The 25,563-nt window shown below is 69.1% G+C and carries 24 protein-coding genes and 1 tRNA gene; 12 read left to right on the top strand and 13 right to left on the bottom strand.

The genetic code is table 11. The features are described 5' to 3' along the window. Positions 1–43: 43 nt before the first annotated feature. Positions 44–853: a transglutaminase-like domain-containing protein gene (locus RUR49_RS06760; protein WP_409145609.1), complete on the bottom strand. Its 810-nt coding sequence runs from the start codon at positions 851–853 to the stop codon at positions 44–46. Positions 854–1,282: 429 nt separating this feature from the next. Between RUR49_RS06760 and RUR49_RS06755 the strand changes: the two genes are divergently transcribed. Then, complete coding sequence (locus tag RUR49_RS06755; protein WP_409145608.1) at positions 1,283–1,501, top strand: dodecin; 219 nt, start codon at positions 1,283–1,285, stop codon at positions 1,499–1,501. 43 nt (positions 1,502–1,544) lie between these two features. Here RUR49_RS06755 and RUR49_RS06750 read toward each other — a convergent pair. From RUR49_RS06750 to RUR49_RS06735, 4 genes are all read right to left on the bottom strand, one after another. Further along, positions 1,545–1,621, bottom strand: a tRNA-Met gene (locus RUR49_RS06750). Positions 1,622–1,662: 41 nt separating this feature from the next. Then, the gene (locus RUR49_RS06745) at positions 1,663–3,132 is read right to left on the bottom strand and encodes an ATP-binding protein (RefSeq protein ID WP_409145607.1); all 1,470 of its coding nucleotides are present in this window, start codon (positions 3,130–3,132) and stop codon (positions 1,663–1,665) included. Next, entirely contained in the window at positions 3,129–3,794 is a 666-nt protein-coding gene (locus RUR49_RS06740; RefSeq protein WP_409145606.1) for a response regulator transcription factor, read from the bottom strand. Before RUR49_RS06740 ends, RUR49_RS06745 begins: the two co-directional genes overlap by 4 nt. Then, positions 3,794–4,129 (bottom strand): PepSY domain-containing protein, encoded by a 336-nt coding sequence (locus RUR49_RS06735; protein ID WP_409145605.1) that lies wholly within the window; start codon positions 4,127–4,129, stop codon positions 3,794–3,796. The genes RUR49_RS06740 and RUR49_RS06735 overlap by 1 nt, the downstream gene beginning before the upstream one ends. 142 nt (positions 4,130–4,271) lie before the next feature. On the opposite strand from RUR49_RS06735, the gene RUR49_RS06730 reads away from it, so the two are divergent. From RUR49_RS06730 to RUR49_RS06715, 4 genes are all read left to right on the top strand, one after another. Continuing rightward, positions 4,272–4,562, top strand: a complete 291-nt coding sequence (locus tag RUR49_RS06730; protein ID WP_409145604.1) for a PepSY domain-containing protein — start codon at positions 4,272–4,274, stop codon at positions 4,560–4,562. Then, the gene (locus RUR49_RS06725; protein ID WP_409145603.1) at positions 4,562–5,164 is read left to right on the top strand and encodes a cytochrome b/b6 domain-containing protein; all 603 of its coding nucleotides are present in this window, start codon (positions 4,562–4,564) and stop codon (positions 5,162–5,164) included. The genes RUR49_RS06730 and RUR49_RS06725 overlap by 1 nt, the downstream gene beginning before the upstream one ends. A 101-nt stretch (positions 5,165–5,265) precedes the next feature. Continuing rightward, positions 5,266–5,961, top strand: coding sequence for a VIT family protein (locus RUR49_RS06720; RefSeq protein WP_409145602.1), 696 nt, complete (start codon positions 5,266–5,268; stop codon positions 5,959–5,961). Between the two features lie 290 nt (positions 5,962–6,251). Continuing rightward, the gene (locus tag RUR49_RS06715; protein WP_409145601.1) at positions 6,252–6,947 is read left to right on the top strand and encodes a calcium-binding protein; all 696 of its coding nucleotides are present in this window, start codon (positions 6,252–6,254) and stop codon (positions 6,945–6,947) included. A 267-nt stretch (positions 6,948–7,214) separates the two neighbouring features. On the opposite strand, the gene RUR49_RS06710 is transcribed toward RUR49_RS06715, so the two are convergent. The 7 genes from RUR49_RS06710 to RUR49_RS06680 form a co-directional block, all read right to left on the bottom strand. Further along, entirely contained in the window at positions 7,215–7,526 is a 312-nt protein-coding gene (locus RUR49_RS06710) for a hypothetical protein (protein WP_409145600.1), read from the bottom strand. 203 nt (positions 7,527–7,729) lie between these two features. Continuing rightward, positions 7,730–8,665, bottom strand: a complete 936-nt coding sequence (locus RUR49_RS06705) for a 3-hydroxyacyl-CoA dehydrogenase NAD-binding domain-containing protein (RefSeq protein WP_409145599.1) — start codon at positions 8,663–8,665, stop codon at positions 7,730–7,732. A 114-nt stretch (positions 8,666–8,779) separates the two neighbouring features. Continuing rightward, entirely contained in the window at positions 8,780–9,223 is a 444-nt protein-coding gene (locus RUR49_RS06700; RefSeq protein ID WP_409145598.1) for a MarR family winged helix-turn-helix transcriptional regulator, read from the bottom strand. Then, positions 9,220–10,374 carry an Acg family FMN-binding oxidoreductase gene (locus RUR49_RS06695; protein WP_409145597.1) on the bottom strand — a complete coding sequence of 385 codons (1,155 nt, stop codon included), beginning with the start codon at positions 10,372–10,374 and terminating at the stop codon, positions 9,220–9,222. The genes RUR49_RS06700 and RUR49_RS06695 overlap by 4 nt, the downstream gene beginning before the upstream one ends. A gap of 122 nt (positions 10,375–10,496) precedes the next feature. Continuing rightward, positions 10,497–12,797 carry an FdhF/YdeP family oxidoreductase gene (locus RUR49_RS06690; RefSeq protein ID WP_409145596.1) on the bottom strand — a complete coding sequence of 767 codons (2,301 nt, stop codon included), beginning with the start codon at positions 12,795–12,797 and terminating at the stop codon, positions 10,497–10,499. Between the two features lie 189 nt (positions 12,798–12,986). Further along, positions 12,987–13,445, bottom strand: a complete 459-nt coding sequence (locus tag RUR49_RS06685; protein ID WP_409145595.1) for a hypothetical protein — start codon at positions 13,443–13,445, stop codon at positions 12,987–12,989. Positions 13,446–13,639: 194 nt separating this feature from the next. Beyond that, positions 13,640–14,488, bottom strand: coding sequence for a DUF72 domain-containing protein (locus tag RUR49_RS06680; protein ID WP_409145594.1), 849 nt, complete (start codon positions 14,486–14,488; stop codon positions 13,640–13,642). A gap of 251 nt (positions 14,489–14,739) precedes the next feature. On the opposite strand from RUR49_RS06680, the gene RUR49_RS06675 reads away from it, so the two are divergent. Continuing rightward, positions 14,740–15,813 (top strand): Ldh family oxidoreductase, encoded by a 1,074-nt coding sequence (locus tag RUR49_RS06675; protein WP_409145593.1) that lies wholly within the window; start codon positions 14,740–14,742, stop codon positions 15,811–15,813. 22 nt (positions 15,814–15,835) lie between these two features. Here the strand turns inward: RUR49_RS06675 and RUR49_RS06670 are convergent, their stop codons facing one another. Further along, positions 15,836–17,482 carry a N,N-dimethylformamidase beta subunit family domain-containing protein gene (locus RUR49_RS06670; protein ID WP_409145592.1) on the bottom strand — a complete coding sequence of 549 codons (1,647 nt, stop codon included), beginning with the start codon at positions 17,480–17,482 and terminating at the stop codon, positions 15,836–15,838. A gap of 162 nt (positions 17,483–17,644) precedes the next feature. On the opposite strand from RUR49_RS06670, the gene RUR49_RS06665 reads away from it, so the two are divergent. From RUR49_RS06665 to RUR49_RS06640, 6 genes are all read left to right on the top strand, one after another. Next, entirely contained in the window at positions 17,645–18,664 is a 1,020-nt protein-coding gene (locus tag RUR49_RS06665) for an LLM class flavin-dependent oxidoreductase (RefSeq protein ID WP_409145591.1), read from the top strand. A gap of 281 nt (positions 18,665–18,945) precedes the next feature. Continuing rightward, positions 18,946–20,727 (top strand): CocE/NonD family hydrolase, encoded by a 1,782-nt coding sequence (locus RUR49_RS06660; RefSeq protein ID WP_409145590.1) that lies wholly within the window; start codon positions 18,946–18,948, stop codon positions 20,725–20,727. A gap of 183 nt (positions 20,728–20,910) precedes the next feature. Beyond that, the gene (locus RUR49_RS06655; RefSeq protein ID WP_409145589.1) at positions 20,911–22,119 is read left to right on the top strand and encodes an LVIVD repeat-containing protein; all 1,209 of its coding nucleotides are present in this window, start codon (positions 20,911–20,913) and stop codon (positions 22,117–22,119) included. A 251-nt stretch (positions 22,120–22,370) separates the two neighbouring features. After that, complete coding sequence (locus tag RUR49_RS06650; protein WP_409145588.1) at positions 22,371–23,870, top strand: tripartite tricarboxylate transporter permease; 1,500 nt, start codon at positions 22,371–22,373, stop codon at positions 23,868–23,870. A gap of 21 nt (positions 23,871–23,891) precedes the next feature. After that, positions 23,892–24,437, top strand: a complete 546-nt coding sequence (locus RUR49_RS06645) for a tripartite tricarboxylate transporter TctB family protein (RefSeq protein WP_409145587.1) — start codon at positions 23,892–23,894, stop codon at positions 24,435–24,437. A gap of 89 nt (positions 24,438–24,526) precedes the next feature. After that, positions 24,527–25,537 carry a Bug family tripartite tricarboxylate transporter substrate binding protein gene (locus RUR49_RS06640; protein ID WP_409145586.1) on the top strand — a complete coding sequence of 337 codons (1,011 nt, stop codon included), beginning with the start codon at positions 24,527–24,529 and terminating at the stop codon, positions 25,535–25,537. Positions 25,538–25,563: the final 26 nt, after the last annotated feature.

Genomic DNA, 25,563 nt, shown 5'->3' with positions numbered 1-25,563 from the left:
GAAGGCGACGGAGCGGGTGCTCCGTACGGCGCCGCCCGGCGTCCTAGTCCGGCGCCTCCTCCGTCGTCACGGTGATGTTGACGAGGGTCGAGATACCGAAGGTCAGCGTCAGCGGGACGTCGGTGGCGTCGCGACCGCGGGCGATCAGGATGCGTCCCTTGCGCGGGGAATGGTTGCGCGGGTCGAACATGTGCCAGGCGCCGTCGAGGAAGACCTCGATCCAAGCGGCGAAGTCCTGCGTCGCATAGGGCGGCGGCAGGCCGATGTCGCTGACGTAGCCGGTGCAGTAGCGGGCCGGGATGTTCATGCAGCGGCAGAAGGTCAGCGCCAGGTGCGCGTAGTCCCGGCAGACGCCCTGGCGCTCCTCGAAGGCCTCGGCGGCCGTGCGGGTCGGGCGCGAGAACTGGTAGCCGAAGGTGATGTGGTTGTGCACGAAGTCGCAGATCGCCTGCACGCGGGCCCAGCCCGGCGGCGTGTTCTGGAACAGGTTCCAGGCGGTGTTGGAAAGCTTGTCGGTCTCGCAGTAGCGGCTGCCGAGCAGGAACTCCAGCGCATCCGACGGCAGCTGGTCGATCGGGGTCTCCCGCGCGCCCGGCGTCACCGGATCCCAGTTTCCGGCGTCGCGGACGACGGTGTTGGTGCGCAGCGTGAAGCGGCCGGCGGGCGCGGTGAGGCGGTTGCACCAGTTGCCGAAGCCGTCGCGATAGCCCTGCACCGGGACGGCCGGATCGGTCAGCAGGTAGTCGGGCCGCTCGAGGTCGGAGACGCGCGAGGGGTGCACGTTGAGGACCGCGATGAGCGGGGTGGGCTGGCTGAACTCGTAGGTCATCTCGCAGCCGACAAGAATGCGCATCGTGCCTCCGGGGCGCCGGGGAGGATCGGAGCCGCCGGTCGGCGCGACCGGCGGCGATGTCAGAACGCGCGAAGGGACGCTTCGTCCCCTCCGTATTCTCGCTGGCTCTTGTCGGACGGCCTTTTGACCGTGGCAGCACCGCTTCGTCCTCGGCGAAGCGGCCCTGGCGCGGCCCTGCGACCGCCCCCGGGAACCACGGGTAACGCCGACCAGCGTGGCCGCATTCGCCTCACCGTGCAAACGCTGAATCGGAAGGCCCCGCGGCCCGGCCGCCGCGATGCGATCTGACGACAGTGGGGCGGCTCGTCGGCACGCCGTCACGCGCCGCCGTGAGCGGTCGGCCGATGGCGTAGGATGAACGCGGCGGCGCCCGCGGCGTTGTCCGCTTCGGACCGTCACGTCGGACGGCGCCCTGAGAGGGAGAGCACCATGAGCGAGCACGTCTACAAGATCGTCGAACTCGTCGGTTCGTCGACGGACGGCATCGAGGCGGCGATCGAAAACGCCGTCGAGCGCGCGGCCAAGACGTTGCGCAACCTGCGCTGGTTCGAGGTGAGCGAGGTGCGCGGCCACATCGAGGACGGTCGCGTCCATCACTACCAGGTGAAGCTGAAGGTCGGCTTCACGCTCGACGAAGGCGCCGGCTGAGGGGGCGCCGGCGTCTTCTGATGCGGATGGCAGATGCGAGGGGTGGTAGCGGAGGAGGGACTCGAACCCCCGACACGCGGATTATGATTCCGCTGCTCTAACCAGCTGAGCTACTCCGCCCCGGTCGGCAGGCGGCATATACGGAGGCGCCGGCGACGGTGTCAAGGCGCCTCGCCGCGCTGCGTCACTGGCGAGGCGCGCGGCAGCGTGAGCGTTGCCGTCGTGCCCCGCGGGACGCTTTCGCCCTCAGCGTTCGCAGCCGCGATTCCGCCCGCGGTCGCAGCCGCGCTTCCCCCCGTGACAGTGTCCGGCGCGGCGTCGGCAAGCGACAGCCGTCCGCCCCACGCTTCGGCGATGTCGCCGACGATCGCGAGCCCGAGGCCGGCGCCGTCGCCGCCGGCGTCGAGGCGCCCGCCGCGGGCGAGCGCGGTCTCGATGCGGTCGGTCGCGATGCCGGGACCGTCGTCGGCGACCGCGAGGACGAGACACTCACCCGCCACCCGGCAGGTCACGGCGACGCGGCTCGTGGCGTGGCGCGCGGCGTTCTCGACGAGGTTGCCGACCGCCTCGGCCAGGTCGTCAGGATCGATGCGGGCGATGGAGCCCTCCGGGATGTCGGTGGTCCACGCCAGCGCCGCGCCGGACGGGGTGCGGACGACGACCGCGAGGACGGCGTCCACCACCGCCGCGACGTCGGCGCTCGCGTCGCCACCGCCGGCGGCGAGGCGGGCGCGGGCGAGCTCGCGGTCGACGTGGCGCCGCATCGCCGCCGCCACCTGCTCGATGTCGGCGGCGATCGCCCCCTCGCCGCGCTCCCTCAGACGGGCGACGTCGCCGGACAGCACCTGCAGCGGCGTCTTCAGGCCGTGGGCGAGGTCGGCGGCGCGGGCGCGGGCGCGCTCGACCTGCGCCTCGCGCGCGGCGATCAGGGCGTCGACCTCGGCGGCGAGCGGACGGATCTCGTCGGGGAAGGCATCGCCCATCCGCCGCTCCGTGCCGGCCTGGATGCCGGCGAGGCGCGCCCGCACGACAGCGAGCGGGCGGAGGCCCACCGTCACCTGCACAGCCGCCGACGCGATCAGCACCAGCGCGAGGAGGGCGAGATAGGGCAGGAGATCGACGGCGAAGGCGCGCGTCGCCGCGGTGATGTCGGCGGCGTCGATGGCAACGACGGCGCGCAGGGCCCCGCCGCCGAGCCGGGCCGGCAGCGTGACGCTGCGCTCGAGCGCCAGGAGCACGGTGCCGTCCGGGCCGGCGACGCGGTGCTCGTGCACCGCGCCGTCGGCGAGGATGTCCGGGGGCAGCGCCAGGGTCTCGTCCCACAGAGAGCGGGAGCGCAGCCGCTCGTCGCCGACACCGGCCTGCCAGTAGAGACCGGAGAGCGGCGCGTCGAAGCGCGGATCGGCCGGCGATCGCGTCAGCACGAGCGCCCCGGTCGGGCCGCGGTCGAGGCCCGCGGTGATCTGGTCGAGATAGACGGCGAGCTCGACGGCGACGCGGCGCTCCACATGGCGTTCGAACAGGAGCGTCAGCCCGAACGCCGAGAGCGCCAGCGCGACGAGGATCGACAGCGCGCCGGCGACGAGCAGCCGGAGGCGGAGCGAGCCCTGGCGCTGGCGTCCCGCCGTCATGGGGCGCCGTCTGAAATCAGGTAGCCGAAGCCGCGGCGCGTCTCGATCGCGGTCGCCCCGAGCTTGCGGCGGAGCCGCGTCACCACCGCCTCCAGCGCATTCGCCTCGCGGGCGTCGTCGTCGCCGTAGAGGTGCTCGAGCAGTTCCGGTGCCGGCACGACGCGGCCCTTGTGGTGCATCAGGTAGGCGACGAGGCGGTATTCGAGCGGCGACAGCGGCACCGGCACGCCGTCGGCCGTCACCCGCATCTGGCGGGCGTCGAGGCGCAGCCGGCCGGCCTCGATCACCGGCGCGCCGTGGCCGGCGGCGCGGCGCACGAGGGCGCGGGCGCGGGCGACGAGCTCCTCCATGCGGAACGGCTTCGGCAGGTAGTCGTCGGCGCCGGCGTCGATGCCCTCGACGCGCTCGGCCCAGGTGCCGCGGGCCGTCAGCACCAGCACCGGCATGGCGCGACCGGCCGCCCGCCAGCGCTTCAGCACCGTGAGCCCGTCCATGTGCGGCAGGCCGAGGTCGAGCACGACGAGGTCGTAGTCCTCGGTGTCGCCGCAGAACCAGGCGTCCTCGCCGTCGGTCGCCGTCTCGACGAGGAAGCCCGCGGCGGCGAGAGCGGCCGTGACATCGGCGGCGATGCGGGGCTCGTCCTCGACGAGGAGGATGCGCATCAGTCCGCCTCGCCGCTGGTGAGGTCGCCGGTGCGCGCGTCCAGTTCGACCTCGCGGAGCCGGCCGTCCGGCATCAGGAGCTTGAATTCGTAGATGTAGCGGCCGTCCTCGCGCTCGAACTCGACGCCGACGATGCGCCCACCGAGTTCGGCCGCGACGCGGTCGCGCAGGGTGGCCAGTGGCAGCACATCGCCGGCCTCGAGGGCGCGGCGGGCGGCGTCGTGGTCGTGGTCGCCGTCGTCGTCGGCCCGCGCCGCGCCGCCCGCCGCGAGAACGAGGGCGAGTGGCAGCGCGAGGACGAGGGCAAAGCGGCGGGTCACGGAGCGGCGGGTCATGGGCGGTCCTGTCTCGGTCTCCTCTTGCGCGCCAGAGGCTGACAACTCGCTGACGGCGGTGATCAGCGGGGCGTCAGGGCGGCTCGGGCAGTGTCTGCGGCATCGGACGGCCGGTGCCGTTCGAACAGACAGGAGATTCCCGATGCACAAGCGCCTGATCGCCACCGCCAGCGCCGCCGCTCTGTTGGCCGCCCTCGCCGTCTCCACCGGCACCGCCTTCGCTTCCGACGATACGCCGGCGGCGCCCCGCGACCAGTGGATGACCGTCGAGCAGGTCAAAGAGACCTTCACGAAGCAGGGCTACGACGTCCGCCAGGTCAAGGTCGAGGACAACGGCTACGAAGTCTACGCCCTCGACAAGGACGGCAAGCGCTTCGAGGCCGACGTCGACCCGGTGACCGGCGCCGTCGTGAAGATGGAGGCGGACGACTGATGGACGCCTTCTCATCCGAGAAGGCCGGAGCCGGCGGCGTCCTGCCGCCGGCGTCCTCCGGCCAGACCGGGTCACCGCGCACCGTCCGGGTGTGGGACCCGCTCGTCCGCATCTTCCACTGGTCACTCGTCGCGGCCTTCGTGACGGCGTGGGCGACCGGCGACGAACTCCAGACGGTCCACGAGATCGCCGGCTACACGATCGTCGGCCTCCTCGTCTTCCGCGTCTTCTGGGGCCTGTTCGGCAGCACCCACGCCCGCTTCACCGATTTCGTCCACCACCCGTCGGTCGTGGTCCGCCACATCCTCGACACCGCGCGACTGCGGGCGCGGCGCCATCTCGGCCACAACCCGGCCGGCGGGGCGATGATCCTGGCGCTCCTGGTCATGCTGTCGGTGATCTGCGGCACCGGCATCCTGATGACGACGGACGCCTTCTGGGGCGTCGAGTGGGTGGAGGAGGCGCACGAGATCAGCGTCAATGTCACACTGCTGCTCGTCGGGCTGCATATTGCTGGTGTCCTCGTCGCCAGCCTGGCGCACGGTGAGAATCTCGTCGCGGCGATGATCACTGGACGCAAGCGCGCCAAGACGAGCGAGTGAGCCCGACTGAACGGGCTCGGGGGCCTTGGGCAGGGCACGCCGGGGCGGGTGACGCGGTCGAACGCGCCCCGCCTCTCCGTGCCGGGGAAGGAGAGCGACGCATGGGCCGCAGCCATACCGAAGGACACATGATCCAGCGCATCGGCTGGCTGCGGGCGGCCGTGCTCGGCGCGAACGACGGCATCATCTCGACCGCCAGCCTGATCGTCGGTGTCGCCGCCGCCGCCACCGCGCCCTCCGACGTGCTGGTGGCGGGCATCGCCGGGCTGGTCGCCGGGTCGATGTCGATGGCCGCCGGCGAGTACGTCTCCGTCTCGTCGCAGTCCGACACCGAGAACGCCGACCTCGCGCGCGAGCGCCTCGAGCTCGCCACCTCCCCCGCCTTCGAGACCGACGAGCTCGCGCAGATCTATGTCGAGCGCGGACTGTCGCCGGGGCTCGCCCGGCAGGTCGCGGAGGAACTGATGAAGGGCGACGCGCTCGCCGCCCACGCCCGCGACGAGCTCGGCATCTCGGAGATCGTCAGCGCCCGGCCCGTGCAGGCGGCGCTGACGTCGGCCGGGACCTTCGCGGTCGGCGCCGCCTTCCCGATCGTCGTCGCGGTGGTCGCGCCGGCCGACCTTCTCGCACCCGCGGTCTCCGCCGCCTCGGTCGCCTTCCTCGCCCTCCTCGGCGCCGTCGGCGCGCGGGCGGGCGGCGCCGGCATGGTGAAGGCGGCGCTGCGGGTGGCCTTCTGGGGGGCGCTCGCAATGGCCGCCACCGCCGCCATCGGCGCCCTCGTCGGCACGGCGGTCTGAGGCGCCGGCGGGCGGCCGGCGGCTCCTCACCGTGAGACGCGCAGAGAGCCGGGGCGCGCCGGGTCCGGCGCACGGGGCCCGGTGACTACAATCCGGTGCACAGCGTCACGCGAAGGTGTCCGGCATCAGCGTGCGACTTCGTCGTCGAACCGGGAATGAACCAGCGCGCCCCCACCGCGCGCAGGTCACTCCCGATTTCGACGATGCCTTACTCAACATTGTGCTCCTCCACTCGCTCTGGTAGTGCGAGTAGACAAGTCCCACCCAGGCACCCACCGGGAGAGACATCCGTGAAAGCACGCTTCGAACTGAAAGATACCGGCGCGGATCTGTACGTTGAGTCGAACGGCCGATACGTCTCTCTAGCGGACTTGTTCGTCAAAGATCAAGATTTTGGACTATATTTCTATGACAACAGAAAATATCTGTTGCAGTATAGTCCTGATAAGAATGATAAAACTGTATACACGATCGACAAAAACGGTCATCTTGACATTGTAAATAAGCATATTGATAGTCTATATATCAATATCCGCGACAGTGATTCAAATTTTGGAATCACCACAACCAAAAATAATGACGTCATCAAGCTTGGAGATGGAGATGACGTCGTATTGAACTTGGGCGGAAGAGATAAAATATATGGCTACGGTGGCGACGATCTAATACGAGGGTGCCGTGATGGGGAGCGTATATTCGGTGGTAATGGTGATGACCAGATACAGGGGCGGGGCGGCCGCGATATTCTGACCGGCGGAAGAGGTGAGGATAACTTTGAGTTCACTGTTGGCCGGGAAACGGAAAGCGTCATTCGAGACTTCAAGCAAGGCAAAGATCACATCAAATTCCGCGGAGATGATTTGAATTTCGACGATCTTACCATCACGCGAACCAAAGCAGGTTCAGTGGTATCTTACGAGGACATGGAAATTCGGCTCAACGGCGTTAAGGCTCGCGACATCGACGACTCGGATTTCCTTTTCTGAGCTTAGCGCGGGCGCTGAATGAGCGCCCTGCCCATGGGCCGCCGGCGCTCCGGACGACTACCGCCTCTGATCCGAACCGCCGATGAAGTGCCCGGACCGACCGCCTGCGGTGCGGCGCCCGGGCAGGCGGCGCCGAAGTGGTGAAGTGGCGCTCCGGGTGGCGTTCCGGGGGCGTCGGCAAGGGCGGCCACCGCCGCCATCGGCGCCCTCGTCGGCACGGCGGTGTGACGGAGGCCGTAGATCGAGGTCAGCGGAGGCGCCGCGCGATCACCGGCGGCGCGCGACGACCGGTGCGAGCCGGTGGACGAGGGGCGCGAGAGCCATGCGGCGGCCGCCGCCGCGGGCGGGCGGATCGGCGTCCTCGCCAAGCAGCATGACGGCGACGCCCATCTGCACGCTGCCGAAGGTGAGGCCGAGAGCGAAGGTCAGCGCCGCCACGGCGATGCCACCGGTGGAGGACGCCCACACCAGGGTGCCGAGCCGGGCGACGTCGAAGGCGAGGAGCGCCCCGACGAACACGAACGCCACAGCGAAGCCGATCAGGGCGTGACGGATCAGAAAGCGGACGAGGATCGGCATGTCTTCGTGCTCCCGAAATCCCGCCGGCGTCACGGCCGCATCGCACGGCGCCCGACGTCGTCACAACACGCCATGGACGAACTGCACACCGGCAGACAAGCATCCCCGGCGTGGCGAATCCAGCGTGTCGATCGCCGCAGGTGCGACACGTTTCCTTGAAGGCGGCTTCAGAGGGCGCGCATCAGGCGCCCGGCGGGCCGGCGCTATCCGCTTTGCGCCTCCCCTCCCCGGGCGCGCAGGGCGCGAATGAGGGCTTCGTCGCGTTCGGCTTCCAGCGTGGCGATGTCGCGGCCGGCGGCCTTGCGGGCGACGCCCTCGATCAGGGCGGCGCGCACCGCCGGCGTCAGGCGCGGGTTGCCGAGGCTCGCCCAGCGCCGCTCCTGGCTGGGCCCGAGGTGTTCGAGATAGGCCTCGATGCCGCCGGGGCCGCCACCGAGGTGGTAGGCCATGTGGGCGCCGATCACCGACCAGCGCAGCCCCGGCCCGTGCACGAGGGCCTCGTCGATCGCCTCGACGTCGGCGATGCCCTCGGCGACCATGTTGACGGCCTCGCGCCACAGCGCCGAGGCGAGGCGGTTGGCGATGTGGCCGGTGGCGTCCTTCTTCAGCCGCACGGGCCGGCGCCCGGCCGCCCGGTAGATCGCCTCGGCACGGTCGAGGACGGCATCGTCGATGCCGTAGAGCTCGACCAGGGGCACCAGGTGCGGCGGGTTGAACGGATGAGCGGTGATGAAGCGCTCCGGCCGCCGCAGTCCCGGCGCGAGCTCCGACCAGGTGAGCGAAGAGGTCGAGGAGGCGATGATCGCCGCCGCCGGTGCGGCCGCTTCGACCTCGGCGTAGAGCGCATGCTTGAGCGGGATCTTCTCCGGGGCGTTCTCCTGGATCAGATCGGCGTCCGCCACGGCCTCGGCGAGAGATGGCGTGAACGACAGCCGTCCGCGTGGCCCGGCTTCCGGCGACAGCCGCGAGAGCGCCGCGAGGGGAGCGGCCATGCGGCTCTCCGCCGCGTCGAGCGCGCCCGCCACGGGGTCCCAGACGGTAACGGTCGCGCCGTGGTGAACGAACAGCGCCGCCCATCCGGCGCCGACGAGGCCCGCTCCGAGGACGGCGATGTGGGTGTCGGCGAGTTCGGCGTGCATGAGGCCCCCGGCTGGCGAGGCCCGCGGTCGCGGGCGCCGGCCATCCACGCATCGCAGCGCGCGAGGATCAAGCCGCCCGTGTGCCGGCGCGGGACCGGATCCGCTGGCGGCCGCTCAATCGCGTGCCTTGTCCAGCCTTTGGCGCAGGTCGCGCAGGAACGGCAGGGCCGCCGCGAACGGCCCGTCGCCGAGGGGGCCGTGGATATCGGCGAACAGGTCGGCGACCGCGGCGATGCAGCGCTCGCGGGCGGCCCGTCCCGCCGGCGTCAGGAAGACGCGCTTCGCCCGGCCGTCGTCGGGGTCGGGCGCGAGCCGGACAAGGCCGCGGGCTTCGAGGCGCTGCAGCGTGTTCGTCACCGCCCCCTTGGTGATCTGGAAGGCACGGGCGATGTCGACGGGGCTGCGGCCGTCGCCGACGCGCACGAGATGGTTGAGAAGGGTGAAGTGCGGCACCAGCAACCCGTCCGGCAGCACCTTGGCGAGGCGCGCCTGCGCCAGCTGATCGATGATGGCGATCTCGTTGAAGACGGCGAAGACGACGGGGTCGGCGGTGGTCACGCAGGGCGCATCCTCGTCTCGACCGGCCAGCGTGGGCTCGGCGGCACCGTCGGACCATAGCCGATGCGGGCAAGCATCTGCACGCGGGTCGCGTCGGCGGGAACGCCGAGCAGGGTCGTGAGCGCCTGCGCCTCCCCCTGCATCTCCGGATATTCCTGCAGGGCCTGGCTGACCGGGTGCGCTGACAGGCCAGTGGCGGCGGCGGCGAGATTGACGCGCACCCAGGCGCGACCGGCGGCGAGCTGGTCGGCTCGAGTGTTGCCCGGCGTCACCAGCCAAGCATAGGCCATGCCGGTGTGCATGATCTCGCGGTACATCGCTGTCGTCTGGGCGAACGCCGTCGACGTCGGATCGGCGGCGGCTTCGCGGGTGAGCAGCCCGGCGGTGGCGAGCAGCTCCGGCACCGCGCCGCCGATGTCGATGCCGTCCGGCGAGGCTTCGATCTCGGCCTTGCCGATGCGCAGCAACCGGATGCTCTCGAGGTGCGTGCGCGGCGTCGCCGCCTCGATCTCGAAGGCGCGGAAGGTGAGCGCGCGCAGGGCGTCGACGAGGTCGGGCGCGGCGGAAGCGCGGGTGAGATCGGGCGCGGCCGCGACGAGGGCGGCGAGCGCCTCGGCCGGGACGGGCCGGGTCATATCGAACGGCTCCTTGTTCGAGCGGCGGTCGCGCAGGTGGCCGAACAGCGGGTCGGGCGGCGGCGCACCGATGCGCGCGAACCTCACAACCGCGACCGGGCGCCCGTCGAGGCGCGGCTGCGGCTCGCCCTCTGGGAACAGCATGATCTCCGCGGCGTAGCCGTCGGCCGCGGCGGCCATCGCGAGAAGCTCCAGGAAGCAGCCGAAGCCGATGGTGATCTGGCGGTCGAAGGGGTCGGTCTCCGGCAGCCGCCGATCGAGATCGCAGTAGACCGCGATCGTGTCGTCGCCGACGAGTTCGAACAGCCACGGCTGGCGGTTGTGGGGATTGGGCGCGAGGATCGCCAGCGCCAACGCCCGCAGCCGGGCGTCGTCGGGAAGGTCGGCGACGGCGGCCGGGTCCCAGGGTGCCCGCGCGGCGTGCGGCTCGCGGGTCAGAAGGAAGGCGGCAGCACCGCCGCCGACCGCGACGAGCGCGCCGGCAGCGACGGCGAACAGGCGACGACGAGACATCATGACCGCGACCTCATCTAGTTCAACGTTGAACGTTATAGTTCGACGTTGAACTAGATGTCAACCGGCCCCTAACGCCGGGGTGAACTCCGGCTCGGGCCTCTCCGCACCGGCGCAGCGCGTCGCTACACAGGTCCTGCGCCGTCGGCCGTGGCGCGCACGGGCACCGATTTCGCCGCCGGCGTCTTGCTCTGCTCGTCGTGGTGCCAGAGCGGGATGAGGACGTTGAGCTCCGGGTAGTAGCCGGCGCAGGTGCCGGCTGGCAGCGGATAGTCGATCACCTGCAGGCCGTCGAGGGTGCGGACGATGCCGTCGCCGGCGACGGTGGTGAGGCGCGCGTCGCCGCCCTCGGCGATGCCGAGGCGGACGCGGTCGTCGCGGTTCATCATCAGGATCATCCGCGAGCCATGGATGCCGCGCAGGCGGTCGTCGTAGCCGTAGACGGTGGTGTTGAACTGGTCGTTGGAGCGCAGCGTCACGAGGCGGAGGACGTCGGCGTCGTCATCGTCGTCGAAGCTCGCCGACAGCGCGGCCGGCAGCTTGAAGTTCGCCCGGCCGGTGTCCGTCTCCCAGACGCGGTCGCGCGCCGGCACGGGCCGCGGGAAGCCGCCCGGCGTGTCCATGCGTCGGTTGAAGTCGCGGAAGTCCTCGGGGAACGTCACCTCGATCGCGTCGCGCACCAGGCCGTAGTCGCCCACCCACGCGTCCCACGGCACCAGCGGGTTCGGCGGCAGCGACGCTTCCGCCAGACCGGCGACGATCGCCGGCTCCGACAGGAGGTCGCCATCCGGCCGCTCCCACTGGCCGCGGGAAGCGTGGATGCAGGTGGTGGAATCCTCCATCGTGACGATCTGCGGGACGCCGGCCTGCTGGTCGATCTCGGAGCGGACGATCGTCGGCAACAGCCAGGTGTCGCCGGCCGCCGGGACGAGCTGTGTGCGGTTGAGGCGGGTCGCGATCTGGACCGAGAGGTCGAGGCCGCGCCAGCGCTCCTCCATCAGCTCCTTCTCGGGGATGGCACGCAGGAAGTTGCCGCCGAGGCCGATGAAGGCGCGGATCTCGCCGGCGACGATGGCGTGGCAGGCGTCGACGGTGTTGAGACCGTCCTCGCGGGGTGGCTCGAAGCCGTACTGCTCGGCGAGACGGTCGAGAGGCACGAGGTCGGTCTTCTCGGCGATGCCGACGGTGCGCTGACCCTGCACGTTGGAATGGCCGCGCACCGGACAGATGCCGGCGCCCTTCTTGCCGATCTGGCCGCGCATCAGCAGCAGGTTGACCAGCATCTGCACGTTGTCGACGCCAAGCTTGTGCTGGGTGAGGCCCATTCCGTAGATGGCGATGGTGGCGCGGGCGCGGGCGTAGGTGGCGGCGGCGCCCTCTATCGCGGCGCGCGGCAGGCCGGACGCGTCGAGGATATCCGACCAAGCGGTCCCCTCCACGTAGTCGCGGAAGGCGTCGAAGCCGTGGGTGTGCTCGGCGATGAAGGCAGCGTCGAGCACCGGCTCGCCGTCCTTCGCAAACGCCTCCGCGTCGAGCGCGATGAGGGCCTTGGCGATGCCGACCATCGCGGCGATGTCGCCGCCCGCGCGAACCTGATGGTACTCCGAGGCGATCCGGGTCGGGCTGTTCGTCAGCATCTTCACGGGCTGCTGGGGGTTGAGGAATTCCTCCCAGCCGCGCTCGCGCAGCGGATTGAAGACGATGATAGCGGCGCCGCGCTCGCTCGCCTCCTGCAGGCTGTGCAGGAGGCGCGGCGCGTTGGTGCCGACGTTCTGGCCGAAGGAGAGGATGCAGTCGGTGTGGTCGAAGTCGTCGAGCAGCACCGTGCCGACGGGCGTGCCGATGCTCTGCGGCAGCGCCACGGACGTCGTCTCGTGGCACATGTTGGAGCTGTCCGGCAGGTTGTTGTTGCCGTAGAGGCGCGCCAGCAGCTGGTACATGTAGGAGGTCTCGAGCGAGGCGCGGCCCGAGGCGTAGAAGACAACGCTTTTCGGTTCGTAGGTCTTCAGCCTGGCCCCGATCGCCTCGAACGCCTCTTGCCAGCTCGTCTGCCGGTAGACGTCGGCGGCGGCATCGTAGCGCAGCGGGTGGGTGAGCCGGCCGGCGCTCTCGAGCTCGTAGTCGGACCAGCCGCGCAGCGTGGTGAGCGTGTGGGCGGCGAAGAAGTCCGGCGTCGCGCGCTTCGCCGTCACGTCCCAGAACGTCGCCTTGGCGCCGTTCTCACAAAATTCGGCGGCATGCGGCTCGGCCGGCTTCGCCCAGGCGCAACTGGTGCACATGTAGCCGCCGGGCTTGTTGTGGTGGCGGACGAGGGCCGGGACGGCGCCGACGGCGCGCTGGCGGGTGGAATGCCTGATCAGCGACTTGACCGACCCCCAGCCACCTGTCGGTTGTTCATAGGGTCGATAGGTCGCTCGCTCTGCCATGTCCGCCTCTCGCGCATTGATCACCGTGAGACGTAACAGTGGCGGGCGGGATGCGTTCCGCGGGCGGCGTTCTGCCGCCGGCGGTTGCGAAGAGCGTTGGTGACCACTCCCGGCGCCTCGGCAGACGCCCGGCCCCACCGGGGGCCGGGCGTTGCGAGCCCGAAGGCGCGCTCTGCTGTCAGGCGGCGGTCAATTCTCGACAACGAGCAGAAGGTCGTCGAGAAGCGCGGCGCCTTCGCCGCCGACGTACTTGGCGCTGACGCGCACCTTGTGATTGCCCTTCGGCAGGTTGATCACACCCGCCGTCACGGCGCTGACCGATCGGGCACCGGGACCAGGGAAGCCCTCGTGGCCGGTGCACATCGCGTTGTCATCGTTGGTCGGCGGGATCGGCGCGAAGCCGCCGCTGCCGGCCGGGTCGACGAGAATGTCGATGTCCACATAGGCCTCAGGGGCACCTGCGATCCTGCACTCGGCGTAGAACGCCACGACCACCGGGCCGGCCTTCGACGTCTTGAACCTGATGGTCGACTTGTCGTCATTGCCATCCAGAACGACAAGAGATGGCTCTCCTGCCGTGAAACCCTGAGGCTCGACGTTCGTCGCCGTGGCGAGAATGTCCGCCTGGGCGGCGGTGGTCGCGAGCACGACGGACATCGCGACAGCGGAAGCACTCAGCATCTTCATGATAGATCACCTCGTCTGCCGCATCCCGAGATAGGGTGTGTAGGCAGCGAGGTTGAAATTGCCACTCTCCAGTATTCAACACTGTGTTGCGCGTCACACTTTGCTTTTTCAAGGCAATCATTAGGCTTTTGTAATGTCGGCGCGACAGACTTCGATCATCGCAACGTCGAACCGAAACGCTCGAGCAGCGCCCTTGCAGCGGATGGAGCCTTCGGCTTGTGACCATTGATCATGAAGATAAAGACATCGCGAGATTCCGCTTTCAGTTTTTGTTCAGGTTGCTTGTGATTTGCTGGGGCGGCAACCGCCGTGCGCAGGTCCTTGGGCACGCCGCCGCCCGCCCATGTGCGGGCGCGCTCGGCCCAGGCATCGAGGTCGGCGGCGGCATAGCCGTGTTCCTCCGCCTCGCTCGCCCGCTGCAGGCGCGCGTAGACGAACGGGGCCGTGAGATCGGCGATCTGCGGGTGCTCTTCGGAATCGGCGACCACGATCGCAACGCCATGCTGGCGCGCGAGGGCGACGAAATCGGGCGTGACGAAGCTCGGGTGGCGGACCTCGACGGCGTGGCGCAGCGCACGACCGTCCAGCTCGGCCGGCAGCAGTTTCAGGAACGCCGCGAAGTCCTCCGGCACGAACGCCTTCGTCGGCAGGAACTGCCAGTTGATCGGACCAAGCTTCTCCTTCAGCTCCAGCACGCCGCCGGTGAGGAAGCGCTCGACGGAGGCCGCCGACAGCGACAGGTCCTTGCGGTTGGTGGCGAAGCGCGGGCCCTTCACGGCGAAGACGAAGTCATCCGGCGCCTCCTCCCGCCAGCGGGCGAAGCTCTCGGGCTTCTGGGCACCGTAGTAGGTGCCGTTGATCTCGATCGCCGTGACCTGGCGGCTCGCAAACTCGAGTTCGCGGGCTTGCTTCAGGCCCTTCGGATAGAAGTTGTCGCGCCAGGGCTCGAAGGTCCAGCCGCCGATGCCGACGCGGATCTCGCCCGCCGCCGCTCGTTTCGCCATGTCCGCATCTCCTTGCCCGGCCGGCCGGCAGCATCCGCTCCGGCCGTGCCGTCGCGCAACCGCTCGCGTGCGACGAGCGACCGCCGTCCACCGCAGAATGCAGCACCAGGAAATGCGTTCGGGCGGGCGTGACGGAAATCTCCGGCGCCCGCCGGTTCATACGCTCGTACTCGGGCTTGATCTCCAGCCGCCGGATCGACACTCTCGCGCTCCCTCCACGGCTAACCGCCGCCTTGCCGAAGGACCTCACGATGACCACCACCGGCTCCTTCGTGCGTGTCGCCGCCGAGGATCTCGTCCGCTTCACCGCCGCCGTCCTTACCGAGGCGGGCCTGCCCGCTGACGATGCCCGTACCGTGGCGGGGCTGATGGTCGAGGCGGACCTGCTCGGCGTCGACACCCACGGCGTGTTCCGCCTGACGCAGTATCTCGACTGGCTCTCAGCCGGCGCCATCAACAAGGCACCGGACATCCGCGTCGAGCGTCGGAAGGGCGCGGTGGCGCTCGTCGACGGCGACAACGCCATGGGCCACCTCGTGATGAAGCGCTGCGCCGAGGAGGCGATCGCGATCGCGCGCGAGTTCGGCATCGGCTGGGTCGGCTGCCACCACGGCAACCACGCGGGTGCCGCCGGCATCTACGCGATGATGCCGGTGCGGGAGGGCATGATCGGGCTCTACGGGGCCGTCGGACCGGTCCGCCACATGGCGCCGTGGGGCGGCATCACGCCGTTCATCGGCACCAACCCGCTGGCGATCGGCGTGCCCGCCGGTGCGCGGCCGCCGATGCTGCTCGACATGGCGACGAGCACCGCTGCCTTCGGCAAGATCAAGGTGGCGGCGGACCGCGGCGAGGCGATCCCGGAAGGCTGGGCGATCGGGCCGGACGGCCTGCCGCTAACCGATCCGACCAAGATGGCCGGCGCCTCGCTGCTGCCGATCGGCGGCGCCAAGGGCTACGGGCTGGCGCTCGCCATCGGTCTGATCGCCGGCACGCTGAACGGGGCGGCCTTCAACGGGCCGAAGTCGAGCAGCCCGAACGATCCCTCGGCGGCGTCGAACACCGGCCAGTTCATCTGCGCCATCGACCTTGAAGCCTTCGGCGACCCCGACGTGATCCGCGGCGAGGTGGACGAGGTCATCGACCAGATGAAGAGCTCGCCGCCGCGCCCCGGCTTCGAGGCGGTGCGCATTCCCGGCGAGCGGAGCCTGGCGCTCAGGGAGGCGAACCTCGCCGACGGTGTCCCGGTGGCAGCGCCGCTGTTCGCCAAGCTCGCAAAGCTCGCGGCGGACAAGGCGGTGGCGCCGCTGACGGCGCTCGGTTGACGGCGGGTGCCGGACGCGCGGCTCAGCGCGTCAGGTAGCGCCTGAGCACGTTCTCGGTGACGCGCTCCACCATCGGGTCGCGGCGGAGCAGTCCGGCCACCCATTCGCAGCTGCCGGCGTGGAAGACCTCGCCGCGGCCGCGCGGGAACGTGACGATCATGCCGGCGCCGCGCTTGACCTTGTCGAGTGCCGCCGCGTCGTCGCTACCGATCAGCACCTCGGCGCAGAAGCGGCCGTCCTCGTCGGAGAGGAAGCGGCCCTCGGCCGGCAGGTCGGCGCTCTCCTCGACCAGCGACGACAGGCCGAGGGCGAGGATGGTGAGACCGTCCGGCGTGCCCTCGATGCCGGTCGGCTCCGGCAGGCCGCCGCGGATGACGTAGTCGAGGCCGTCGACCTCGTAGCCGAAGACGTGGCCCTCGGCGCCGAGGACGTCGCCGTAGAACAGGCCAGTGCCGGCGAAGGCCCAGTGGTCCGGCCGGTAGACCGGAAAGCCGCGGACGCCGCGCGGGGCGCAGCCGCCCCAGCCGGCATAGAGGCCGCGGGTGGCATTGAGCCCGAAGGTGGCGGCGCCAGGCCGGCCGACCTCCGCCGCTTCCCACGATGTCGTGGTGCGGGACGGGTCGGTGCTGTGGAACACCGGGTCCTCGGCGCGGGCGCGGTACTTGTAGCAGACCTGCCGGCGGCCCTCGTCCTCCAGCCGCGTCTGCCACATGAAGTTGCCGGCGAAGCGGGCGATGCGGCCGCCTGCCTCGACATAGGCGTCGACGGCGTCGCGCATCTCCCACGTCCAGTATTCGTCGTGGCCGACCATGACGACGCAGTCGTAGCCGGCCAAAAGCTCCGGCTCGAAATGCAGCTCGTGCTGGGTGGCGAGGTCGATCGCGAGGCCCGCCCGCTCCGCCCAGCGGAAGAAGTGGCCGTCGTAGGAAGCCCAGCCGGCGGACGCGTACTTCTTGCTGTGGCCGGTGGCGTAGGCCCATTCCATGTGCGGGTAGCGTGGCACGGTGGCCGGCGGCATCGTGACCATCAGCGGCACCCGCGGTGCCTCGGGCGGCAGCACGACGAAGCCGCGCGCCCATGGCCGCTCCAGGCTGACGACGGGGGAGAACTGGTCGCGGTTCGCACCCGTGATGCCCTGGTAGTGGTTGGAGCCGCCCCAGGTGTTGTAAGCGGTCCACGAGCCGGTGGCGGCGACCTGCAGGATGCGCCCCGGCCGGCGGCCCGGCGGCGGGCGGACGACGATCAGGTGGTGGGAGCGGATCGGAGCGCCGTCCCGCCCCTCGGCGGTGAGCGTCAGGCGGTAGGCGCCGGAGGGCCAGTCTGCGGGGATCGCGAAGGCGTGGCTCGCCTGCCAGCCGCAGCCGGTGACGGAGCACTGGTCCGGCGTCTCCTGCCAGCGGGCGCCCTCCCCCGCGAGCGACAACATCGGCGTCTCGACGGCGCCGTCGCGGACGACCTCAAGGCGCCAGCGCGGCGCGGTCGAAGAGATGAACAGCGTGACGGTTTCGCCGGGGCGGTAGGACAGGCGGTCGCTGTAGCACCAGATCTCGCCGCGGGCGCCGTCCATGCCGGGCCACTCGTACCAGTGGCCGAAGACTGCCTCCCGGCGCTCTTCGGCGGAAAGGCCGAAGTCGGGAAACGGCGAGGGAGCAGTCGGATCGGCGGTCATGGCGGGGCGTCCGTCTCGGGCGGCGTTGCGGCGATTCATACGCGGTTTCGCAGCCGGGCGGCGACGGCGCCGTGCACGCGGCCTTGCCCCCGGCGCCGCGATCCCCCACATCCGCCGAGCGGGTTCGTGGGTGGCGGGGCCGCGATCCGACGAGGAAAGCCGATGATCCCGTTCTCCGTACTCGACCTTTCGCCGATCCCGCAGGGCTCGACGGCATCCGATTCCTTCCGCAACACCCTCGACCTCGCCCGCCACGCGGAAGCCTGGGGCTACAATCGCTACTGGCTCGCCGAGCACCACAACATGCCCGGCATCGCCAGCGCGGCGACCGCCGTAGTCATCGGCCACGTCGCCGGTGGCACGAAGACGATCCGCGTCGGCTCGGGCGGCATCATGCTGCCGAACCACGCGCCGCTCGTCATCGCCGAGCAGTTCGGCACGCTCGAATCCCTCTATCCCGGCCGCATCGACCTCGGCCTCGGCCGCGCGCCGGGCACGGACCAGCGCACCGCCCATGCGCTCAGGCGCAACCTCGCCTCCAGTGGCGACACGTTCCCGCAGGACGTGCTCGAACTGCAGGCCCTCCTCGGCCCCGTGCAGCCCGGCCAGGTGGTGCGCGCGGTGCCGGGCGCCGGCACCAACGTGCCGCTGTGGCTGCTCGGCTCGAGCCTCTACAGCGCGCAGCTCGCCGCCATGCTCGGCCTGCCGTTCGCCTTCGCCTCGCATTTCGCTCCCGAGATGCTGATGCAGGCCGTCGAGATCTACCGCACGCGCTTCCAGCCCTCCGACCAGCTCGACCGGCCGCACGCGATGGTCGGCCTCAACGTCGTCGCGGCGGAGACCGACGCCGAGGCGCGGCGGATCTTCACTTCGGTGCAGCAGCAGTTCGTCAACCTCAGGCGCGGCACGCCCGGCCAGCTGCCGCCGCCGATCGACGACATCGACGACTACGCCTCGCCGATGGAGCGCGCCGGCATCGACCAGGCGCTCGCGGCCGCCGTCGTCGGCTCGCCGGAGACGGTGCGGCGCGGACTGTCCGCCTTCATCGAGAGGACCGGCGCAGACGAGCTCATCATCGCCGGCCACATCTACGATCACGCGGCACGCCTGCGCTCCTACGAGATCGCCGCGGACGTGCACCGGCAGCTCGCGGCGGTGCCGGCTAAGGCGTCGGCGGCCTGACGTTTCGTCGCTGAAGCCAGGCTGGCCGGGGCTGTCCGACCAGCCTGTTTCGGCCCTCCGACGCCGAATCCTGACGCGCAGGCGCAAGGTGACGCCGGCTTTGACCGGCATCAGGATCGCTACTGCACTTCATCGCCGCGAATAATTTCCGTCGCGTCCCTCCCCCCACTAGGGTCCTGTCAGTCAAGCGTCGCCCCCGGGCTGGGGTGACACGGGAGAGGCGCGCCTGCTCCGTTCTGACGGGGGCGACGCCGGGCCGCGACAACAAGGGAAGAAGCGACATGACGGCTCAGACCGCGCCGCGCCGGCAACTGGATTCGAGCATCAGGAGCCGCAGCGAAGTGCGCGACGCCATGCGCATCGACTGGGACGTGCCGATCACGGCCAAGGACGGCCTGGTCATGCGCGCCGACGTGTTCCGCCCCGAGGCCGAAGGGCGCTATCCGGTGATCCTCACCTACGGCCCCTACGCCAAGGGCCTGTCCTTCCAGGAAGGCTATCCGAGCGCCTGGGAGCGGATGGTGCGCCTGCATCCCGACGTCGCGGCCGGGTCCTCCAACAAGTACCAGGCGTGGGAAGTCGTCGATCCGGAGAAGTGGGTGCCGGAGGGCTATGTCTGCGTGCGTGTCGACGGGCGCGGCTGCGGCACGACGCCGGGCGTCGTCGACCCCTATTCGCCGGACGAACAGAGCGACTTCGTCACCGCCATCGAATGGGCTGGCGAGCAGCCGTGGAGCAACGGCAGGGTCGGCCTCAACGGCATCTCCTACTTCGCCACCAACCAGTGGCACGTCGCCAAGCACAAGCCGAAATATCTGGCGGCGATGTGCACCTGGGAAGGAGCGGCCGACTTCTACCGCGACATGACGCACCACGGCGGCATCCTGTCGACGTTCTGGAAGAACTGGTACGACATGCAGGTGAAGACGGTGCAGTTCGGCGCCGGCGAGCGTGGCAAGCGCAGCCCGGTGCACGGACAGCTCGTCTGCGGGCCGGAACTCCTGACCGACGACGAGTTGACGGCCAACCGCGTCGACTTCGGCGGCGAGATCGCCTCCCATCCGCTCGACGGCGACTACTACCGCAAGCGCAGCGTCGACTGGGCGAAGACCGACGTGCCGTTCCTCTCCGCCGGCAACTGGGGCGGCCAGGGGCTGCACCTGCGCGGCAATGTCGAGGGCTTCGTGCGCGCCGCCACCGAGCAGAAGTGGCTCGAGATCCACGGCATCGAGCACTGGACGCACTTCTACACCGACTATGGCCGCCGACTGCAGCTGCGCTTCTTCGACCACTTCCTGAAGGGCGAGGACAACGGCTGGGACCGCGAGCCGCGGGTGCGCCTGCAGGTCCGCCACGTCGACGGCACGTTCGTCGAGCGCGGCGAGAGCGAGTGGCCGATCGCCCGCACGAACTGGACGACGCTGCATTTGACGCCGGACGGCGCGCTCACGAAGGACGGCAGCGGGGCCGACGGGTCAGTGACGTTCGACGCGCTCGGCGAAGGCGTCACCTTCCTCTCGGCGCCGCTGACGGAGGAGACCGAGATCACCGGCCCCTCGTCGGTGAAGCTCACCATCTCCTCGTCGACCAGCGACGCCGACCTCTTCGTCGTGCTGCGCGTGTTCTCGCCGGACCTCGACGAAGTGGTGTTCCAGGGCGCGATCGACCCGCACACGCCGGTCGGCCAGGGCTGGCTGCGCGCCTCGCACCGCAAGCTCGACCCGGCGCTGTCGGAGCCCTACCGCCCCTACCATTCCCATGACGAGGCGCAGCCGCTGACGCCCGGCGCGCCCGTCGAGTGCGCGGTCGAGATCTGGCCGACCTGCCTCGTGATCCCGGCGGGCTACCGCATCGGCCTGACGGTGCGCGGCAAGGACTACGAGTACAACGGCAAGAGCGGCGGCCGGCTGTCGAACTTCAAGAACGAGTTGCTCGGCTGCGGACCGTTCCTGCACGACGATCCCGAGGATCGGCCGGCCGAGATCTTCGGTGGCAAGACGACGATCCACTTCGGCGCCGACCGACAGCCGTCGCTGCTGTTGCCGGTGATTCCGAGGGCGTAGCGCCCGTCCGAGGGCGGGCGGCGGACCGCCGCCTGCATCAGCTTCCGTACTGCGAGGGATCGGCTCTTATAATTTGATGCGCTGCCCCTGCATTGTACGCTCGTATGAACTGGTCGATGCGTGTGCTGCGCCCGGTCAATTCTCCGGGTCGCCGCGTCCGTCCACCGAGACTGGCGACATTCCATGAAGATCAAGAATTTCCGCCTCCTGTCGCACGACCTGCTCGCCGGCTTCGGCGGCATGGGCGAGGGCCTGTCGATCTCGATCGCCGGCGACGGCCGCCGCATCCTGTGGTGCGCCCACGAGAGCGCTCCGAAGAACTTCACCGGCGTCGACGTCACCGATCCGCGCAACCCGAAGGTGGTGGTGCAGACCGAGCTTCCGCACGGCTCGATGCGGTCGAACTCGCTCGAGTGCTCCGGCAATATCCTCGCCGTCGCCTACCAGTGCACGAAGGTGGGCATGCAGCCCGCCGGCTTCGAGCTCTTCGACGTCTCGGTGCCCGAGACGCCGAAGTCGATCGGCTTCTTCGACGCCTCCGGGCCGCATTCGCGCGGCGTACACCAGCTGTGGTTCTGCGACGGCGAATACGTCCACATGGCGGCGGGTTCCGGCGACTTCGTGCCGACCCATCCGCTGGACGACCAGTTCTACCGGATCATCGATGTGCGCAACCCGTCGAAGCCGGAGGAGGTCGGCCGCTGGTGGCTGCCCGGGACCCACGAGGGCGACGACGCCCCTCCCCCGGTTCGCCACGATCCGCAGTGGGATGGCGGCTTCCGCGCCCACAACACCAACGTCTATGCCCGCCGGCCGGACCGTTGCTATCTCGGCTACCTCGATGCCGGCATGTTCGTGCTCGACATCTCCGACAAGGCGAACCCGAAGCCGCTCTGCCAGTGGGACAACTCGCCCCCCTACAAGGGTTTCACCCACACCGTCCTGCCGCTGTTCGACCGCAACCTCCTCGTCGTCACGGATGAATCGATCCACGACGAGGCGATCGACTGGCCGAAGCTGATCTGGATCGTCGACTACCGCGACGAGGGCCGCCCGGTGCCGATCGCCACCTGCCCGACGCCGACGCGCGAGCAGTACGGGCCGATGCGGGGTCGCTACGGCGCCCACAACCTCCATGAGAACGTGCCGGTGCCGACCGCCTGGAACTCCGAGGATTTCATCGTCGGCTCGTTCTTCGGCGGCGGCCTGCGCGCCTACGACATCCGCAATCCCTACGCGCCGGTGGAGGTCGCGCACTTCGCGCCGCCGGCCGAGCCGAACGCGCCGACCGGCGCCTGCCAGCTCAACGACGTCTTCATCGACGAGCGCGGCATCGTCTACACCGTCGACCGCCACGTCGGCGGCCTCTACGTGCTGGAGATGGACTTCTAGTCCTCAGAGGACTTCCAAAGCGGCGCCGAAGATGCGCCGCCACGACCAAGAATACAAATGGAGGATACGCCGATGCCACCCATTGTAATGGTGCCCAGGCGACCCTGATCTCGGCGCGGCCAACGGGCCGCGGACCGACAGCGACCGTTGATGCGGACGCCGGAGACTTCCGGCGACGACCTCGCGCGGTTTCGAGGGCGCGTTCGCGCGCGCCCAGCGATGCGGATTGACCGGCTCCAGGGTGATTGCCGATGCTGCAGGCCATCTATGACGGACTGATGTCCGTCCTGACATTCCAGTCGCTGATGTTCATGACGATCGGCACGCTCTACGGGCTGCTGATCGGCTTCCTGCCGGGGCTCGGCGGCATCGTCGCGATGGCGCTGCTGCTGCCGTTCGCCTTCGGCTACGAACCGGCGGCAATCCTGTCGCTGCTCCTCGGCGCCCACATCGGCACGATCTGGGGCGGCACTGTCACGGCGATCCTTTTCAAGGTACCGGGCTCCGGAAAGAACCTCGCCTCGGTGTTCGACGGCTATCCGATGGCGCAGAAGGGCGAGGCGACACGGGCCCTTTCGGCCTCCTGCGTGGCCGCACTCATGGGCGGTATCGTCGGGGCAATCTTCCTCGCGATCTCCATTCCGTTCGTGCGCCCGATCATCTTCGCGCTCGGGCCGAGCGAATACCTGATGATGGCGCTGTGGGGCCTCACCATCATCGCATCCTTCAGCGACGGCTCGGTGGTCAAAGGTCTGATCGCCGCCTGCTTCGGCATTCTCTTCGCCTTCGTCGGCATGGACCCGGTGACAGCGACGCCGCGCTACACCTTCGGCATGGACACGCTGCTCGACGGCTTCCACTTCCCGGTGGCGATGATCGGCATGTTCGCGATCCCGGAGATGCTGAAGCTGTTCGTTCAGCAGACGCCGATCTCCTCCAGCGGCGCGGTCGAGAAGCGGGGTCAGGTCTGGCAGGGGGTGAAGGACGTCTTCATCCACTGGGGACTGCTGGTCCGGGCGAGCGCCCTCGGCGTGTGGATCGGCGTGCTGCCGGGCATCGGCGCCAACGTCGGCGGTATCGCCGCGTATGCGCAGGCTGTGCAGACCTCCCGGCATCCCGAGGAGTTCGGCAAGGGGTCGATCGAGGGTGTGATCGCGCCGGACGCCACGCTCGGCGCCAACGAGGGCGGCGGCCTGCTGCCGACACTCGCTTTCGGCATCCCCGGCGGCGAGGCGATGGCGATCCTGCTTGTCGCCTTCGTCTCAATCGGGATCGTGCCGGGCCCGCAGATGCTGACCACGCAGCTCGACCTGGTGTTCGGCCTCGTCTGGATCATCATCCTGGCGAACCTGCTGATCACCATCATCGGCCTGATCATCGCCCCCTATCTGTCGAAGCTGACGCGGCTCGACCCGAACCTCGTCATCCCGTCAGTCCTGATCATCTGCTTCGTCGCCGCCTATGCCACCGACAGCCGCATGGACGACGTGGCGATCGCCGGCTTCTTCGGCATCCTCGGCTACTTCATGGAAAAGTACAAGTATTCAAGGGCTACCTTCGTCATTGGCATGGTGCTGGCGACGATGATCGAGCGCAATCTTCACCTTTCTCTCACCCTCTATGGCGAGTGGTTCATCTTCACGCGACCGATCACGACGATCATGTTTGCCCTCATCGTCTTCACGACGTGCTGGCCGTTCTACAAGAAGTGGCGAAACAGCCGTGCCGCCGTCACTCCCGCGACGCGCTGACCTGGCGAAGGAGTTCCGACAATGACCCGCCGTCTCCAGGAAAACATCCTCGTCGCCATCCTCATCGCGGTCCTCGTCGCGGTGATCTGGGAGAGCTTCAACTTCGGGCCCCGCGCCCGGCTGGTACCGATTCCGATCGCGACGATCGGCATCCTTCTGCTGTTGTTCCAACTCTACTGGCAGAACAGCCGTCCGGCCGACGACCTGAACATCGACGTTTTCGAGTTTCTCACCGGCCGCAAGGAGGATACCGTTGAGGACCTCCTTGCCACCGGCAAGACGAAATCGCGGACTGATCCGGCGACGCTGCGCCGCCGCGAGTGGACCGGGCTCGCGATGGTCGTCGCGCTGATCATCTCATGCATGCTGGTTGGCCCGATTCCGACATCGATCGTCTTTGGGCTGATCTATTTCCGTGCGCTTGCCAGCTACAGCTGGCGCAACACGGTGCTGATCACCATTGCACTGACCGGCAGCATCTGGATTCTCTTCGGAGAACTCCTTGGGGTGCAACTAGATCGGACGATTTTTGGCTACGGGCTGATGTACATGCTTGTCCTTCAGTAGCAACGCTAAGAAAGACACGAGCAATTTCTACGATGTTTGACGCCGAATAGAATCGACCACCTACAAGAGTGGAACAGGAGGAAGCGACCATGAAGATGCTCTACGGCGCGCTGGCGTTCGGTGCGGCGCTTTCGATGACGGCCATGGTGCCGACCGCGATGGCGCAGGACTTCTACGAAGGCAAGACAGTGACGGTGATCCTGCCGCACACCCCGGCCGGCGGCCACGGCCACTACTCGCGGATGATCCAGCCGTTCCTGCAGAAACACCTGAAGGCGAAGGAGGTCCGCCTCGAGTTCCACCCAGGCGCCGGCAGCCTGCTCGGGACCAATCTGATCTGGAAGGCCCGGCCGGATGGCTCGACGATCGGCTTCGTCGTCGCCGCCGCTCCGGCGATGGCGCAGCTCGCCGAGAGCCCCGGCGTCCAGTACAACTTCCCGGACTTCGTCTTCCTCGGCAACGCCATTCAGGAGCCGAAGGCGATCTGGGTCGGCAAGGACTCGAAGTTCCAGGACGCCAAGGCGCTGGTGAACTCGACGGAGGAGTTCCGCTCCGCCTCGCAGGGCACCGACGACGACTTCTATGCCATGAACGTCATCGCCAAGACGCTGAACTTCCCGATCAAGTTCATCACCGGCTACGAGGGCGAGGCCGACATCTTCCTCGCGACGATCAAGGGCGACAGCGACGGCTACATGTCATCCTACACCAACCAGCGCGCGGCGATGGAGAACGGCGAGATCAACATGCTGCTCGCCATGGCGCCGGAGCCGATCCCGCAGGTGCCGAATGCACCGAGCGTGCTGAGCCTCGTGCCCGAGGGCACCGACACCACGGCGCTGCGCACGATCATGAACGTGCAGCTGTCCGGTCGCGCCTTCATCGGCCCTCCGGGCATGGAACCGGAAGCGGTCGAGGCGATGCGCGCCGGTATCAAGGCGGCTCTCGAGGATCCAGAGCTCCAGCAGCTTGCCAAAGATCAGCAGCGCCCGATCATCTGGGTGTCGGGCGAGAGCGACCAGGAGAAGGCCAAGCAGATTGGCGAAGGAGCGAGCGCGCTGACACCGATCCTGAAGGAGGCGGTCGAACAGATCCGCTGACGTCCATTCGTCTGCAAGTCGTCGCG

The sequence above is a fragment of the Pseudoxanthobacter sp. M-2 genome, from assembly GCF_046156265.1.
Lineage (GTDB): Bacteria > Pseudomonadota > Alphaproteobacteria > Rhizobiales > Segnochrobactraceae > CAMDHY01.
The sequence above is the reverse complement of the archived record's forward strand: the minus strand, read 5'-3'. Positions and strand labels throughout refer to the sequence as shown.

Excerpts from the sequence above, each read along its gene's own strand:
- RUR49_RS06660 (WP_409145590.1), top strand. The coding sequence starts at position 18,946 with ATGACGGCTCAGACCGCGCCGCGCCGGCAACTGGATTCGAGCATCAGG.
- RUR49_RS06695 (WP_409145597.1), bottom strand. The coding sequence starts at position 10,374 with ATGATGTCTCGTCGTCGCCTGTTCGCCGTCGCTGCCGGCGCGCTCGTC.
- RUR49_RS06675 (WP_409145593.1), top strand. The coding sequence starts at position 14,740 with ATGACCACCACCGGCTCCTTCGTGCGTGTCGCCGCCGAGGATCTCGTC.
- RUR49_RS06755 (WP_409145608.1), top strand. The coding sequence starts at position 1,283 with ATGAGCGAGCACGTCTACAAGATCGTCGAACTCGTCGGTTCGTCGACG.
- RUR49_RS06705 (WP_409145599.1), bottom strand. The coding sequence starts at position 8,665 with ATGCACGCCGAACTCGCCGACACCCACATCGCCGTCCTCGGAGCGGGC.
- RUR49_RS06735 (WP_409145605.1), bottom strand. The coding sequence starts at position 4,129 with ATGACCCGCCGCTCCGTGACCCGCCGCTTTGCCCTCGTCCTCGCGCTG.
- RUR49_RS06640 (WP_409145586.1), top strand. The coding sequence starts at position 24,527 with ATGAAGATGCTCTACGGCGCGCTGGCGTTCGGTGCGGCGCTTTCGATG.
- RUR49_RS06760 (WP_409145609.1), bottom strand. The coding sequence starts at position 853 with ATGCGCATTCTTGTCGGCTGCGAGATGACCTACGAGTTCAGCCAGCCC.
- RUR49_RS06740 (WP_409145606.1), bottom strand. The coding sequence starts at position 3,794 with ATGCGCATCCTCCTCGTCGAGGACGAGCCCCGCATCGCCGCCGATGTC.
- RUR49_RS06655 (WP_409145589.1), top strand. The coding sequence starts at position 20,911 with ATGAAGATCAAGAATTTCCGCCTCCTGTCGCACGACCTGCTCGCCGGC.
- RUR49_RS06720 (WP_409145602.1), top strand. The coding sequence starts at position 5,266 with ATGGGCCGCAGCCATACCGAAGGACACATGATCCAGCGCATCGGCTGG.
- RUR49_RS06665 (WP_409145591.1), top strand. The coding sequence starts at position 17,645 with ATGATCCCGTTCTCCGTACTCGACCTTTCGCCGATCCCGCAGGGCTCG.
- RUR49_RS06710 (WP_409145600.1), bottom strand. The coding sequence starts at position 7,526 with ATGCCGATCCTCGTCCGCTTTCTGATCCGTCACGCCCTGATCGGCTTC.
- RUR49_RS06680 (WP_409145594.1), bottom strand. The coding sequence starts at position 14,488 with ATGGCGAAACGAGCGGCGGCGGGCGAGATCCGCGTCGGCATCGGCGGC.
- RUR49_RS06730 (WP_409145604.1), top strand. The coding sequence starts at position 4,272 with ATGCACAAGCGCCTGATCGCCACCGCCAGCGCCGCCGCTCTGTTGGCC.
- RUR49_RS06690 (WP_409145596.1), bottom strand. The coding sequence starts at position 12,797 with ATGGCAGAGCGAGCGACCTATCGACCCTATGAACAACCGACAGGTGGC.
- RUR49_RS06725 (WP_409145603.1), top strand. The coding sequence starts at position 4,562 with ATGGACGCCTTCTCATCCGAGAAGGCCGGAGCCGGCGGCGTCCTGCCG.
- RUR49_RS06745 (WP_409145607.1), bottom strand. The coding sequence starts at position 3,132 with ATGACGGCGGGACGCCAGCGCCAGGGCTCGCTCCGCCTCCGGCTGCTC.
- RUR49_RS06670 (WP_409145592.1), bottom strand. The coding sequence starts at position 17,482 with ATGACCGCCGATCCGACTGCTCCCTCGCCGTTTCCCGACTTCGGCCTT.
- RUR49_RS06650 (WP_409145588.1), top strand. The coding sequence starts at position 22,371 with ATGCTGCAGGCCATCTATGACGGACTGATGTCCGTCCTGACATTCCAG.
- RUR49_RS06645 (WP_409145587.1), top strand. The coding sequence starts at position 23,892 with ATGACCCGCCGTCTCCAGGAAAACATCCTCGTCGCCATCCTCATCGCG.